Origin of the sequence: Bifidobacterium choloepi, from assembly GCF_010667615.1 — a bacterium.
GTDB classification, from domain to species: domain Bacteria; phylum Actinomycetota; class Actinomycetes; order Actinomycetales; family Bifidobacteriaceae; genus Bifidobacterium; species Bifidobacterium choloepi.
The window spans coordinates 915,981-930,533 of record NZ_VYSG01000001.1 but is presented as its reverse complement, the minus strand read 5'-3'; the positions used below and the strand labels follow the sequence as shown (position 1 = coordinate 930,533).

The 14,553-nt window shown below is 62.3% G+C and carries 7 protein-coding genes; 5 read left to right on the top strand and 2 right to left on the bottom strand.

Annotation, left to right across the window (positions count from 1 at the left end; all coding sequences use genetic code 11):
* Positions 1 to 301: 301 nt before the first annotated feature.
* The 3 genes from dapE (at position 302) to F6S87_RS03780 (ending at position 12,282) form a co-directional block, all read left to right on the top strand.
* Positions 302 to 1,618, top strand: coding sequence for a succinyl-diaminopimelate desuccinylase (gene dapE / locus F6S87_RS08705; protein WP_231129376.1), 1,317 nt, complete (start codon positions 302 to 304; stop codon positions 1,616 to 1,618).
* A 717-nt stretch (positions 1,619 to 2,335) separates the two neighbouring features.
* Positions 2,336 to 5,581, top strand: coding sequence for an Rne/Rng family ribonuclease (locus tag F6S87_RS03785; protein WP_163227275.1), 3,246 nt, complete (start codon positions 2,336 to 2,338; stop codon positions 5,579 to 5,581).
* A gap of 329 nt (positions 5,582 to 5,910) precedes the next feature.
* Positions 5,911 to 12,282: a SpaA isopeptide-forming pilin-related protein gene (locus tag F6S87_RS03780; protein WP_163227274.1), complete on the top strand. Its 6,372-nt coding sequence runs from the start codon at positions 5,911 to 5,913 to the stop codon at positions 12,280 to 12,282.
* A 264-nt stretch (positions 12,283 to 12,546) separates the two neighbouring features.
* Here the strand turns inward: F6S87_RS03780 and F6S87_RS03775 are convergent, their stop codons facing one another.
* Positions 12,547 to 12,828 (bottom strand): helix-turn-helix domain-containing protein, encoded by a 282-nt coding sequence (locus F6S87_RS03775; RefSeq protein ID WP_163227273.1) that lies wholly within the window; start codon positions 12,826 to 12,828, stop codon positions 12,547 to 12,549.
* The gene (locus F6S87_RS03770; protein WP_163227575.1) at positions 12,828 to 13,196 is read right to left on the bottom strand and encodes a type II toxin-antitoxin system RelE/ParE family toxin; all 369 of its coding nucleotides are present in this window, start codon (positions 13,194 to 13,196) and stop codon (positions 12,828 to 12,830) included. The genes F6S87_RS03775 and F6S87_RS03770 overlap by 1 nt, the downstream gene beginning before the upstream one ends.
* A gap of 671 nt (positions 13,197 to 13,867) precedes the next feature.
* Here F6S87_RS03770 and F6S87_RS03765 point away from each other — a divergent pair.
* Positions 13,868 to 14,176: a type II toxin-antitoxin system Phd/YefM family antitoxin gene (locus F6S87_RS03765; protein WP_163227272.1), complete on the top strand. Its 309-nt coding sequence runs from the start codon at positions 13,868 to 13,870 to the stop codon at positions 14,174 to 14,176.
* Positions 14,176 to 14,496 (top strand): type II toxin-antitoxin system RelE family toxin, encoded by a 321-nt coding sequence (locus F6S87_RS03760; protein WP_163227271.1) that lies wholly within the window; start codon positions 14,176 to 14,178, stop codon positions 14,494 to 14,496. Before F6S87_RS03765 ends, F6S87_RS03760 begins: the two co-directional genes overlap by 1 nt.
* Positions 14,497 to 14,553: the final 57 nt, after the last annotated feature.

Sequence of the window (14,553 nt, the reverse complement as noted above, 5' to 3'; positions counted from 1 at the left end):
GGTTTTGGGAACAGGCGAATGCCTCACCCAGTCTGTCACCATGGTTTGTCTTTTTTCGTTCCGGTTCCACACTGCGATTGTCGCTGGCCGTAGGCGGCCCAGACGGGGGCAAATGAGAACGGCCGACCGACAAGGACGGTTCTTGCCTACAATGAAACGGTTCCGGCGCTCGCGGACGCCGCGCCGCCCCACTCGTAGAAGGCTCACGATGACTGACATTCCAGCAAAGACTTCCGGCCCGCTGACGTTCGACCCGGCGGCCGGCCGCACCGCGGCGCTCGGCTCGCTGCTCGAGCAGATCATGGCGGTCGAGTCGGTTTCCGACGACGAGACGCTGCTCGCCGATCTCGTCGAGGATTTCCTGCGGCAATTCCCGCACCTCACCGTCCGTCGCCACGGCGACACTGTCGTCGCGCAGACGAATTTCGGGAACGATTCGCGCGTCATTCTCGCCGGCCACCTCGATACCGTCCCGATTGTCGGCGGCAACTTCCCGCCGAAGTGGCTCGAACCCGGCGATCCGCTGATCCGCGAGGACATCGCCGCCACCCACCCGGACGAGCGCGTCCTCTGGGGCCGTGGCGCCACCGACATGAAATCCAGCGACGCCGTCTTCCTCTACCTCGCCGCTACCTACGGCAATCCCCAGACCTCCTCTTCAGAGGGGGTCGGCGAGTCCGAAGCGTCTCATTCCCAGACCTCCTCTTCAGAGGGGGCCGTCGAGTCCGAAGCGTCTCATTCCCAGACCCCCTCTTCAGAGGGGGTCGGCGAGCGCGCAGCGCGAGCCGGGGGGAGTAACCAGCCATCTTCGGATCGCCCCAAGTACGACATCACCTACGTCTTCTACGACCACGAGGAAGTCTCCGCCGACCAGAATGGCCTGCGCAAGGTGGTGGAATCCCACCCGGACTGGATTCAGGGCGACTTCGCGATCATCGGCGAGCCGACGGACTGCGGCATCGAGGGCGGCTGCAACGGCACGATGCGCTTCGACGTCGTCACGCACGGCGTCGCCGCGCACTCGGCTCGCGCCTGGATGGGCGACAACGCCATCCACAAGGCGGCCGAAGTGCTCAATCGCCTGAACAATTACGAACCGCGGACCATCGAGGTCGACGGCCTCGAATACCGCGAGGGTCTCAATGCCACGCTGATTTCCGGCGGCAACGGCACGAACGTCATCCCCGAGGAGTGCCGTATCCACGTCAACTACCGGTTTGCCCCGGACAAGACGCTCGCGCAGGCGAAGGCCCTGATGATGGGGGAGAAGGGGAACGATTCATCCGCCGACTATCCGGAACTCGGCAACGGCGAGCACGTCGCGACCGGCGGCGTGTTCGAGGGATTCGGTATCGAGATGAAGGACGAGTCGCCGGCCGCGCGACCCGGCCTGACGAGCCCGCTGGCGGCCGACCTCGTTCGCCTGGTGAAGGAGGCGACCGGCCGCGACCCGCTGCCGAAGCTCGGCTGGACCGACGTCGCCCGATTCGCGCAGCTCGGCATCCCCGCCGTCAACCTCGGCGCCGGCAGCCCCCTCCTCGCCCACAAGCACGACGAGCAGCTCCCCGAATCCGACCTCCCGAAGCTCCTCGACCTCCTCGAGTCCTGGCTGTCGTAGTTCACTTGGCTTCTTGCCATTCTGATGTCATGAACCCGAGCGCTTGGCCCGAGTTCATGACATCAGAAAAGAGACTGAAACGTTTACAGTATTATGAAATACAGTATTACGATACTGTAATTTTTCTTCACATCATCTAACAATACTTAACATTTCGTGCGTCTGTGCAGCGACCTTCTTTGAACTTTCTGGGCTTTTCTCCCTACAAGGCACAATTCTGAGTTGAAATCTCAGGATTGTGTCATCCGAAGGTGGGCAGCAATCAAACCGGTCACCTCTGGTCACTGTCGTGCAAAAATTGTTCACTTGGCCTGTTTGTCGGTGGAAGTGTGCCATACTGGTGGACAGTGATACACTCGCCGGCGCTGCAACTCCGGCGACTGCATCCCGATGGCGTCGATCCCCTCGCGCCACGGATGATGAGCACGGGCGGCCGCACGGCGGGACAAGCCGGACAGGCCAGACAAGCCGGAGAGGCTTGCAGCCCGGTCTCGATCGCTCCAACGAACGGAGCGGCGGGACACGCGTCAGTCCGCGAGCCCGAGCGCCGGTGTCCGCCGTCGGTAACGAATGACTTTTGGAACAGACTTCCAGCGGGCGCGAATCGCGCGGTCACGGTGAGAGCGTGACGTGAGACCCTGGACCCGGACCAGCGGCCCGTTGCAGCGGCTCGCTAGGAGCATTGTGCCCAGAAAACTGAATGAGGATCCCGAAAACGTGAACGATTCCTCCGCCGAAGCCGCATCCGATTCCTCGGCGAATACTTCCGCTACTTCCGTTCATTCCGCCGACGCCGCTTCGTCGGATTCGTCGGCATTGTCGTCGACCACGACGACGCGCCGCCGCGGCCGCCGCGTGACGCGCGGCGCCGGTGCCGCCGGCGCGTCGGTCACGCTCAAGGTCGAGGGCGAGAAGGCCGCGCTGCCGTCCGGCGAATCGCGCCCTGCGCTGCCCGCGGGCTCCGCCGACAAGGCCGACGAAACTGACAAGGCCGACAAGGCTACCTCTTCGACCACGCGTCGCCGTCGCCGCTCGACGACCGCCGCGGCCGCCGAGGACACCGATGCCGAGTCGACCTCCACGACCACTCGCCGCCGCCGTCGCACGGCCGCGACGGAGGAGGAGATGACGGCGCCGCGTCCGGCTCGCCGCCGCTCGCGCCGCGCATCGGCCGACGACGACCTGTTCGACGATCGCGGCCATGACCGCCGCGACGACGACTATGACGACGATTACGAGGACCGCGGCGGCCGCGGCCGCTCCCGTTCGTCCCGTGACGACCGTGATGATCGCGACTACGACGACGAGGAGCCGCGTTCGTCCCGCGGCTCGCGTTCCCGCGGATCGTCGCGCACCGGCTCCCGCGGCTTGGCCTCGTCGTCCCGCCGCTCGAACCACAACGACGACTTCGACCGCGAGGACGGTGCTTCGTCGCGCACGCTCGACGCCATCGACGCGCTCGACGACTTCAACATGCCGCCGACTCCGCGCCGTGGCAGCCGCCCGATGACGTCGCTGCTGTTCCAGGAACCCGTCCTGCCGTCCGTCGGCAACCATGACGATCATGACGACCGCGATGACGAGGACGAGGACATGCCTGTCCCGGGCTCGCGTTCGCGCCGTCGTTCCCGTGGATCGTCCGCCGACGAGCGTGACGAGCGCGACGACAATCGGAACGATTCCCGCCGCAAGTCGAACCGCCGGCTGAACGCCGAGGAGCGCCGCGCGGCGGCCGAGGTCGAGCAGATTGAGGAAGACCTGCTGCTCGACGACATCACCTATTCGCCGATCGACGATCGCGACGCGGACCGTGCCGACCGCGACCGCAACGCCGATGACAACGATCGTAACGAAGACAACGTGCGCACCCGCACGCGCCACCGCCGTCGCGGCGCCGTCGCCGCCCGCGAGGCGGCCGATCGCGCCGACCACTCCGAGAACGGCACGCGCGGCCGCGAGGACAAGGAGCGCGAGGAAGAGGAAGAAGAAGCCTCGCAGACCCGCACGCGTCGTCGCCGTCGTCGCGGCAAGTCGTCCGAGTCGGACGAATCGTCCAACGAAAACGGCGGCTCCCGCAACGATAACGGCAAGGAGAACGGCAACGGCCGTCGCAACTCCGGCAAGAACGGCAACGGCAACGGCTCCGATAACGAGAACGGTGCCGACGACGACAACGAAGCCGGCCACAACCACGACGAGGATGGCACCGTCACCCGCCGCCGTCGCCGCCGCCGCGGCAAGGGCGGCTCCGACGACGAGGAGCAGCAGACCACCCGCCGCAGCCGCAAGCAGCAGTACATCGACGAAATCACCGACGTCGAGGGCTCCACGCGACTCGAGGCGAAGAAGCAGCGCCGCCGCGACAACCGCCGCGAACGCAGCCGCCAGAACCAGCTGCTCGAGCAGGACTTCCTCGCGCGCCGCGAGAAGGTCGACCGGCTCATGGTCGTGCGCGAGCAGGGCCGTCACACGCAGATCTCCGTCATCGAGGACAACATCCTCGTCGAGCACTACGTCTCCGACATTCAGGAAGTCGCGACGGTCGGCAACATCTACCTCGGCCGCGTGCAGAACGTGCTGCCGAGCATGGAGGCCGCGTTCGTCGACATCGGCCAGGCGCGCAACGGCGTGCTGTACGCCGGCGAGGTGAACTGGGATTCCACGCGCCTCGAGGGCCAGCCGCGCCGCATCGAGCTCGCGTTCCGTTCCGGTGACCCGGTGCTCGTCCAGGTCACGAAGGATCCGATCGGCCACAAGGGCGCCCGCCTGACGAGCCAGGTCACGCTCGCCGGCCGCTTCCTCGTGCTGGTGCCGTCCGGCGGCATGACCGGCGTCTCCCGCAAGCTGAGCGACCGCGAACGCAGCCGCCTCAAGACGATCGTCGGCAAGATCGCCCCGAAGGACATGGGCGTCATCATCCGCACGGCCGCCGAGGGCGCGTCCGAGGAAGCGATCACGAAGGATCTCGAGAACCTCGTGCGCCAGTGGGAGCGCATCGAGGCGAAGCGCGAGGAATTCAAGAACGGCAAGCGTCCGAAGCTGCTGCAGGGCGAGCCGGACGTCGCCATCCGCGTGGTGCGCGACATCTTCAACGACGACTTCCGCAAGTTGATCGTCGAGGGCGACGGCGTCTACGGCCGCATCGAGGAGTATCTCGACACGATGGCTCCCGACCTGCGTGACAAGCTCGAGAAGTGGGATCCGGCCGAGCATGACGGCAAGGATGTCTTCGACCGCTGGCAGATCGACTCGCAGCTGCGCAAGGGCATGGAGCGCCAGGTCTACCTGCCGAGCGGCGGCTCCATCGTCATCGACCGCACCGAGGCGATGACGACGATCGACGTGAACACCGGCCGCTTCATCGGCAAGGGCCGCTCGCTCGAGGAGACGGTCACCCGCTGCAACCTCGAGGCGTCGGAGGAAATCGCCCGCCAGCTGCGCCTGCGCGACATTGGCGGCATGGTGATGATCGACTACGTCGACATGGTCATGCCGGCGAACCGCGACCTCGTGCTGCGGCGCCTGGTAGAGTGCCTGGCCCGCGACCGCACGAAGCACCAGGTCGCCGAGGTCACCTCGCTCGGCCTCGTCCAGATGACGCGCAAGCGCATCGGCCAGGGGCTCGTCGAGGCATTCTCGGAAGAGTGCCCCGCCTGCAAGGGCCGCGGCTTCATCGTCCACGACAAGCCGACCGTCTCGGCCGACTTCGACGATCCGTACGCGCTGAAGGGCGGCGACCCGTTCATCAAGACGAACAAGCACGGCCACGGCACCGAGATCCACGCCCCGCAGGGCAGCTCGGCCGCCGTCAAGGCGAAGCTCGCGCAGATCGCCGCGGCCGCCGTCGCCGCGAACGAAGCCGCCGAGGAAGCGGAAGAAGCCGCCGAGGCCGACGCCGCCGCGGTAGCCGACGCCGCCAGCGTCGCCGGTACTGCCGGCGCCTCCGCCGACCAGCAGGAGTAATACCCGCCATCTCGCTATTCGAAATGCCCGCGGCATCCGTGCCGCGGGCATTTCGCGCATGCGCCCCCATTTCTTCACAATCTGCACAATTTTTGCTTTACATTACCTCGCATTTTCATTAGACTTGAAGGTAAGTTTTCGCCATCGGCTGAGCGACAGGATCGCAGACGAGGCGAGAAGGGGAAGTCAAGGAAACAACCGAAAATCCGGCGGCAGGGGACCATCGCGCCCAGCAGGAGCGGCCATTGGCCGTGGGCTGGCCATCCCGCCGTCGGAACGAAGAGCGAGGGGGCTTGCAGTTCTGCCCTCGCCGCCTCCGAGGAGTTCTTATGTGGGATGCAAGGGATAATTGGAACGATTCATTCGACCCGTCGCCCCCGGCATGGCAGCCGGCTGACGGCAGCGGCCACGAGCCGCACGACGATTCTTCACGCCGGACGCGCCACACGGTGCGCATCGGCGCTTTCGCGTATGCATTGCGCGCGCTGATGGCCTTCATCGTCGCCTTCTGCATGCTCGCGATGACCTGCGGCACCGCCACCGCCGTGGATATTGATAACGATTCCTCCGCCGATAGCCTGATCGAGGGGCTCAACGAGGAGGAGGAGCTCGAAGTCTCCGACGAGTATGCTGACGCCGACACGGATGCCGACGTCAATGCAGAAGCCGACGAAACCGAAGCAACCGACGAAGCGGACACCGAGGCTGTCGACGACGATGCCGAAGATGCCGATACCGCTACCGACGCGGACGCCTCGGATGATGCCGGCATCTCGCCGCTCGCCGACGATGACAGCGAGCTTGTCTGGAAGCGTTCGATCACGCCGTCCGTGCTGGCGAAGGGCTCCGCCATCGCCATTCTGGACACCACTGGCCAGTATGCCATGACGTGCTCCGAGGATGGCAAAGGTGGTCTGTTACCGGAAGCCGTGACACTTGCCAACTATGGTAGTCCGACGTCGGCGGAGGACACTGCTGCCCTGAACAACGTTGCCTATTGGAAACTTGTCCTGCAGAGCAACGGCTCGAACTTTATGCTGCAGTGCGTGGCCGAAGATGCGCAGAATTCCGGCAAGTACATTAAGGTTGCGGACAAAGCCGTTTCGATGGTTGACGAGGCCAATGCAAGCGGCATGCAGATTATTACTACTGGTAGCACTCCTAGCGGGCAGGGCATCATCCAGATGCTTTCGGAAAACAACTGGGAGCCGCTTTCCTATAATGTAAATAATTCGAACTACGGTTTCACGTCCAATGGCGATATGTGGGCATCCCCGAATACCAACCTGTACGTCAAGCAGGAGCCGACGACGTATACCGTCAAGACCGACACGGTCTCGCCGAACTCGGCCGTCATCAACCTGTTCGATTACTGGGAGCTCTCGGATGACGACGGTGGCCGATGGGGCTTGACGCCGAGCTGGAACGACCCTACTACTCCAACTACTCCTGTAAACCACCCCAGCACGGCAATCAATAGCGATGCTGACGCATCGAGTGGTCAGCGCGCACTGCAGTTTGTCCTGAATCCAAGTACTGATCAGGTTGTCTGGAGCGAAAGTGAAAACCGGAATGTCCAATATAGCTTAGGCTCGTTCAACCAGTACGTGGGCGACGGCAACCCTCCCGTAAGCGGGCTGGTGCAGAACACGCTGGTCAATCATTACCCGGTGTTGAGTGAAAATGCCAACTTCCTCGGCAATTCCGAACGTACTGCAAATACGGTGAATACCAAGGCGTCGCTGGACTACCTGTTCGATCCGACCATCGAACATGAAGGCAAGGTCTCGTACCGTAACGTCCAGGGCCTGCTATCGCTGGATGAGGACGGCTATTTTGGCTATGACAGTAGCAAGAACTATGCCTATTTCGACGAAAGCGGTTCGAACTCGTTTACTGTCTATGAGGATCCGATCGCTTGTGACAGCACGAGCTGGAGCGGCCAGTTCTTCCCGTTCAATGCACCTGAGGAAGTCGATGGACTCACGAGCTGCCAGGCCGGCGAGCTCAACCACTTCTTCGGCATGAGCATCACCACGCGCTTCAAGCAGGACAACGGTGGCTATACCAACGCCTCGAGGGACACGGCGACGACGTTCGAGTTCTCCGGTGACGATGACGTGTGGATCTTTATCGACGACGTGCTCGTCGCCGACCTCGGCGGCATCCACCAGCCGGCGTCGGTCACGATCAACTTTGCGACGGGCGAGGTCGATATCCCCGGCACCACGGCAAAGTCGTTGAGAGAAAGTTTTGAGGCCGCGAACGCCACCACGACCGTGGCATGGAACGAAACCGACACCACGTTCGCCGATGACACCACACACGTGCTGCGCTTCTTCTACCTCGAACGCGGCGCCGACGTCTCGAACATGAGCCTGCACTACAACCTCAACGAGGTGCCGGAAACGCGCATCTACAAGGTCGACCAGTACGGTCAGGCTCTGGAAGGCGCGACGTTCGCGACGTACAGGACGAACGGCGAGACGGACGAGGATGGCAACAAGCTGTACCTGGTCGATGGCACCGAGGACAAGTACATGGCATGGCCGTCCAACGCCTACGTCGACACGGCCACCGGCAACGTCTATGCGGACTCCAGCATGGGCACGCTGCTCTTCAGGGCAACCTACGTCTCCACCACCGACGCCGACGGCAGTATCCTGTTCGTTGACGAGGACGATGCGCTCCTGTCTCTCTCCGAATTGGAAGATATGCTGGGACCGACGTTCATCCTGAGGGAGATCGTCGTGCCCGGTGGCTACCACGTCGTGTCCGATGACTGCTTCCTGTACTTCCTCGAGGGCCAGCTACTGCTCAACGACGATCCGTACCACACCGGTATCTGGGCGAGCCCGACCATCATGTCGACGGCCACGGAGAATCTTTACGGTATTCAGTACGATCCCTCCGACCCCAACGGACATACGCATGTGGAAATCCCGTACTACTCGAAGTACGCATCCGGCGGCAACGTCCAAGGCACGCTGTTCGCCGTGCTGTTGAAGCGCAACGGATCGTCGCTGGACAACATCTACGACATGCGTAGCTGGACGCGAGTCTACGGCAACGACGACTACGGCTATACGCAGATCGACGTGAACGACGTGAACGAAGGCACGACGACAGCCATCCAGGCCGCGCTGTGCCAGACGGGCCAGGCGGACGGTGCTGCCGTGCCGACCAGCTGCACCAGGAACATGAAGTACGGCGACGCCGTCTTCCAGTACGTGTCTGGCGACATGCAGCTGTACCTCACCGACCTGCCGGGTGACCCGACTCAGTACTATTCGTTCATCGAGTCGGCCTATTTCAACGGCTCGTCCGAAACGCTGCTGAAGGCGATTGAGGAAAAGAACAACAACGTCACGCCCTGTGCCAATGACGCGGACTGCGTGCTGACCGAGGAACGTTCCGAGGCCCTCGACAACATGGAATACATGGTCGCCTATTTCTGGACTAGTGCGAAGGACTTGACCGAAGCCAAGGCGGACAACACCATGCGCGTGCACTCGCATAAGGGTTCCGTGCAGTATGAAGTGGGCCTTGAAGAGTATGAGGGCTTCGGCCTCGAGTACGGCGCGAAGATCCAGATTCCGAACATCGAGAATCGCCTGATCTTCCAGAACCACGTCTATTACAGCCATCCGACCGACACTGACGGCCAGGAATCGAACTTGCCGTACGTCGGCACCGGTTTCGCGCTGTACGACGTGGACGAATCGTCCACCAATAGTCAGCTGTATTACAAGGCCGATACCGGCGAGACGATCGTGCTCGATAAAGTTGCCGACGGTGTCACGGCTGACGGTGACGTCGACACGACGCCGAGCGAGGAAGCCGAGCAGGAAAGCGCCGTCGTCAAGGGCGACGCGTGGCTGTTCGACAGCGAAACCGAAACGGTGAAGGCGCGAGGATCCTACGTGATCAATGACGAAGTCGACCGCGACGAAAGCGCCAGTGCCGGCGTCATCACCGTGACGATCGGCAACACCTCCTACACGATCTCCCCGTCCGAAAACGCCGAAGGACGTCCGCAAATCAAGCCGACGCTCGACATCGACGACGAGGACAACTACATCGGCCGGCAGGGCTCGAACTACTTCAAGCGACTGCTGACCGGCAGGTATGCCCTGCGCCAGACGACGGCACCGTGCGTCGTGCGCGACCGCAACGTGCCGTACGGCGACGAAGGCTATCTCGTGGCCACCAGCGACGGCACCCGCCTGGCGTCGTGCTCCGACGTCGACAGCGGAGCGGTCATCCTGGGCGCGGGACAGTCGACGGAATATCTCGCCGCGAACAAGTCGGTCTCGCTTGTCGAGGTCGCTTCGGGAGCTGTCTACGGCAACGCCGGCACCGACAACGACGGCATCATCGTCGGCAACGGCGCAGGCTTCATCGCGACGACGATGAACGTCGTGGCGTCGCGCGGCACCATCGACGAGACGCTATCGTGGATCGCGACGATGCTGAAGACGAATTACTCGACGACGTTCAGCACCGTCGATGCGTGGCAGGCCGCGTCGGGATATGCGAGGGATACGTATTCCAGTAGTAGCGGCACCGCCGTCGGCATCGCCACCGAGCAGACGGGCTCGCTGAGCGACGCCATGGTGACGTATCTCGAGTACGATCCGGGTGCTGACGGCGTGATCTTCGACTACGCCCCGAATGCCAATCAGGACATGCGACAGCTCGAGATCAACGGTACGGTCACCAATGCCACCACGAAGGGCGAGGGCACGATGCGCCTGTTCACCGACGCTGGCTGGGCATCGCTGCAGATCTACCAGGATTACGGCTACGGTTGCGCCAACAGGGCCAAGACCACGCACTACGAGAACCTGATGGTGCTGGAAGACAACGGTATCGATATCGCCTGCGTGGTCACGGACGGCGATGACGGCATTGCCGCGCTGGCGGAAGCCGGCGAGGACGTAGACGACTCCGATTCGTCCGTGCTGCCGATCAGCCGTAGTGCCACGGAGATCACGTCACTGTTCTCGAACTCGACGTTCATCCGCGTCTATAACCACCCGAGCCAGACGATCACGATCGAGAAGGTCGAGGCCGGCACGGAGGAGTACAGCACCTATGTGGATGCCGACGGATCCACGTTCGAGGCGGTCAGCGACTACTCCGTCAAGGTCGCGGGAGCCACGTTCCAGCTGTACAAGTACGTGGCCTCCAGCCCCGCTTATGCTCCGGGTCTGGTCCTGTCCGACGAGGAGGACCTCAAGTCCACGTGGTCGCAGGACGGCACGGATTATTATCCGGCATACGCCAAGACTTGCGAGATAACTGACAGTGACGGCAAGGTGACCGGCACCCAGGCCGAGTGCCTGAAGCTGTATCTGGAACCGTCTACCGACGGCACTGTCATCGACACGGCCGCGGACCTGTGGACGTGGACCACGGACGGCACTTCCGATGCCACGCAGTTCACGTCGGACAAGGCCGGTACCGTCATCGAGCATCTGCAGTTCGACGAGGACGACGGATACTACTACGTCGAGGAGATCGCGGCGCCAACCGGCTACATCTCCGTCGTGGGCGGCCGCGTCGAGCTCGTCATCAAGGACAGTTCCATCGATGCCGGCCTGACCAGGTCCCTGGCCAACGACTCCGATGCATTCTTCGAGATCAAGGTGAGTGTCGACGGCATGACCCTGTGGATCGAGAACCAGACCTACAAGATCATCAAGACGATCGCTGGTTATGAGGAGCGCGATTCTCAGGACAACGTCACCGGCTACAGCCAGCAGGGCCTCGTCGCGGGTGCCGGCTTCCAGTTGTACCGATGCTCGTCAGGTACCGTGGACGACAACGATTGCGTTGCCGAATACCTCACGGTGGACTCGGACGGCACGATGATCTGGGGCACCACCCCCGGTCAGACGTTCACGTCCGATGACACCGGCGTGATCCTGAAGGCGGTTGCCCTTACCGACGGCACCTATTACCTCGTCGAGACGGTGACGCCGGACGGCTTCCGCTCGATGGAAGGCGCCACGGTCCAGATCGTGTTCGCGAACGGTTCCATGCAGTCGGCAACTGCCCTTGCCGACGAATCCGGCGACAAGCTGCTGACCGTCTATCTTGTCGACGAGTTCACGCTGTACATCGAGAACTCGTCCTATCCGACGATCGTCAAGGTCGCCGCGGGCACGGATGTTACCGATGAGTACGGTGCTGTCACTGGCTACCGTGTCCTGTTGTCGGATGCATCGTTCCTGCTGAAGACAACGGGAGCCGATAGTTCCACTGTCTATCTGAAGGCGGATGGTGACTACGAGAGCGGCTGGACCTGGACGACTGACGAGAAGCTCGCGACGACGCTCACGTCCGACGCGTTCGGCGTGGTCCTGCGCAGCAGTGTGCTGTCCGACGGCACGTTCACTATCGTCGAGACGGAAGCGCCGGAGGGCTACCTGTTCGTCAAGGACGGCGCGGTCACCGTCACGACCGCGAACGGCAAGATCACCGACTTCAGCAGCTCGTCGTTCACGACGAAAACGAGCGCCGACGGCCTGACGCTGTGGATCGAGAACGAACCGGCGTTCACGCTGCCGAAGACCGGTGGCAACGGATTCCCGTGGTACTGGGTGTTCCTCGGGCTGGTGCTCGTGCTGGTCGCCATCCGGCTGGCCAGGAAGATGGCCGACGAAGCCAGCGGCACCCCGGCGATGAGCCAGTAACCATCCTTTGGTTGGCATGAACCCGAGCTCCGGCTCGGGTTCATGCCAACCAAGCCCCATAATCCAATCCAATTATCCCGATCCAAAGGAGGAACGAGAGAAGAAGAGAAACCCCAACAATCCCACAATGGCGGCCCCGGACCTCCTCTCCGGAGCCGCCATTTGTCGCTGCGGTCCTTCCCTCCCAGACGTCATGAACCCGAGCCTGAGGCTCGGGTTCATGACAATAAGAAGAGGGGACTGGGCGGATGAATCGTTCAAACTTTATTCGTCGACGAACGAAATCTTCAGGCGCTTGCCAACGCTGTTGGCTATCTTTTCCAGCGAGCTTACGGACGCGTCGATCCGACCAGCTTCCAGCTGCCGAATGAACGACAGTGGCCGGTGCGACTGCCGTGCCAACTCACGCGCCGACAGGCCAGTCTCGTCCATCAGGTCCGTCATCGCCACGGAGATCTCAAGCTTGCGAGTTTCCTTGCGATAGGCCTTCTTGAACTGCGGATCCTCGGCCGCATACCGCGCCGCGAGTTCCTGAATCGCGCTCATTACTGCCGTCCTTTCCAAGCCGCCCGCACGGCCCGGGCGTGCGAGAGCTCTTTCTTCGGGGTCTTCTGCGTCTTCTTCATGAACGTGTGGGTGATCAGATACATATTGTCATAAGCGTGGAAATACAGGGAGCGGTACTGGTTTCCCTTGACGCGAATCCGAATTTCATACAGATCGTTCTCGAGCTTCTTTACCCACTCCTTGCGCATGGCAACCGACAATCCTAGCTCTTCGATTTGCTGGATCTTGGCGAGTGTTGCCGACCGGCTAGCGGGGTCCATTGTCAGTAGATAATCCTCGAATTCGCTGGTTCCATCCGGCCTCCTTACCCAATCGAACCGCACATGCGATGACCTTGATGATAGCATTCCGTCCCTCACTTTCTTCCTCGGAGGTGAGTTGGTCTGCCCATCTTGAGGGAGTGTGCGAAGTCGGGCAATTGAAGCAAGAAGGCATGTGGATGAGGGGGAGTGAGGGGCGACAACCATGACACGAATGTGGGCGATTAGACGCCTTTCCACATATTGACTTTTGACGGAACAGGAATGCTGCAATATTGAGGTTGAAGCCTGGGGCTGGCACGTCCGAAAGAGAGATGTGGCGGGACGCGCGGGAGGATGCACATGCCGGGCGAAACGAGGAAAATAGGGGGTAGGAACAAACTGGACGGATCGTCAATGGTGACGGTCCGATTCGCGACGTTCAATGAGCCGGGTTGGCCGGCGTCGCTGGAACCCCAACCGCCAGCGGCGACCGGACGGCCCGGGGACGCCGGCACGATCCCTCGCCAGCGCCAGGACAGGCGGCGCGGCGTCGGCTATCGGCGGCGACCGGCGGCGTGGCTCCGGAATCCCAGAGGGAATCGTGCGATGCTCCCTTCACCTCGCACCTCCCGCCCGGAGCCGCCGCCGGTTTTTCATGCGCGGGGCACTTCCTTCCTCTCTTTTCGCAAAACGCAAGCATGAAATGATACAAAATAATGATCATCAGGAGTATCATTATTCGTATTCACTCAAGCTCGCCAAGAAAGGAACCGGTCATGGCTGGAACGATTTCGCTGGACAACCTCGTCTCCGTCTCCGACTTGAGCCACGGAGGAGCCAGCAAGACGCTGAATCGTGTCGCCGACAACAATCCTGTCGTCGTCATGCGCAACAACCGGCCGGCCGCAGTCATGATCACGCCAGAGGACTACAAGCGATTCACCGAGGCACAGGAAGACTTCGCTCTCTACCTCGAAGCGCTCGAGCGCGACAAGAACGACGACGGCACGCTGCTCACTACCGACGAAGTCTTCGGCGAGAACTATCGGCCAGTCGATGACGGATTCGAGCCGGAGTTCGAGTAATGGAAGCGTGGGATGTTCGCTACACTCGCGAGGCGCAGAAGGACATTGCCAAGCTTCGCGAGCCTGCCAAGAGCCATGTGCATGTCATGCTGGAGCGCGTGCGGCAGAATCCACTGCCGGCCACCGAGGGCGGATACGGCAAGCCGCTAGGGCACAAGCGCGACGGCAACCTCACCGGCTACTGCAATGTCAAGCTGAAAGGCGACGGGTTGCGGGTGGTCTACCGACTCGAGCGTCGTGATCACGAGATGGTCGTTGTCGTCGTCTCCGTTCGCGACGACAACGTCGTCTACCGCGAAGCCGTTCGCCGGATTACCTGATTCCGCGCGGTGGCTGTCTTTTCTGGCGGCGAACATTCCTGTTCATGTGGACAGGCG

Coding starts and splice junctions, on each gene's coding strand:
- F6S87_RS03760 (WP_163227271.1), top strand. CDS start 14,176: ATGGAAGCGTGGGATGTTCGCTACACTCGCGAGGCGCAGAAGGACATT.
- F6S87_RS03770 (WP_163227575.1), bottom strand. CDS start 13,196: ATGCTATCATCAAGGTCATCGCATGTGCGGTTCGATTGGGTAAGGAGG.
- F6S87_RS03775 (WP_163227273.1), bottom strand. CDS start 12,828: ATGAGCGCGATTCAGGAACTCGCGGCGCGGTATGCGGCCGAGGATCCG.
- F6S87_RS03765 (WP_163227272.1), top strand. CDS start 13,868: ATGGCTGGAACGATTTCGCTGGACAACCTCGTCTCCGTCTCCGACTTG.
- F6S87_RS03780 (WP_163227274.1), top strand. CDS start 5,911: ATGTGGGATGCAAGGGATAATTGGAACGATTCATTCGACCCGTCGCCC.
- dapE (WP_231129376.1), top strand. CDS start 302: ATGGCGGTCGAGTCGGTTTCCGACGACGAGACGCTGCTCGCCGATCTC.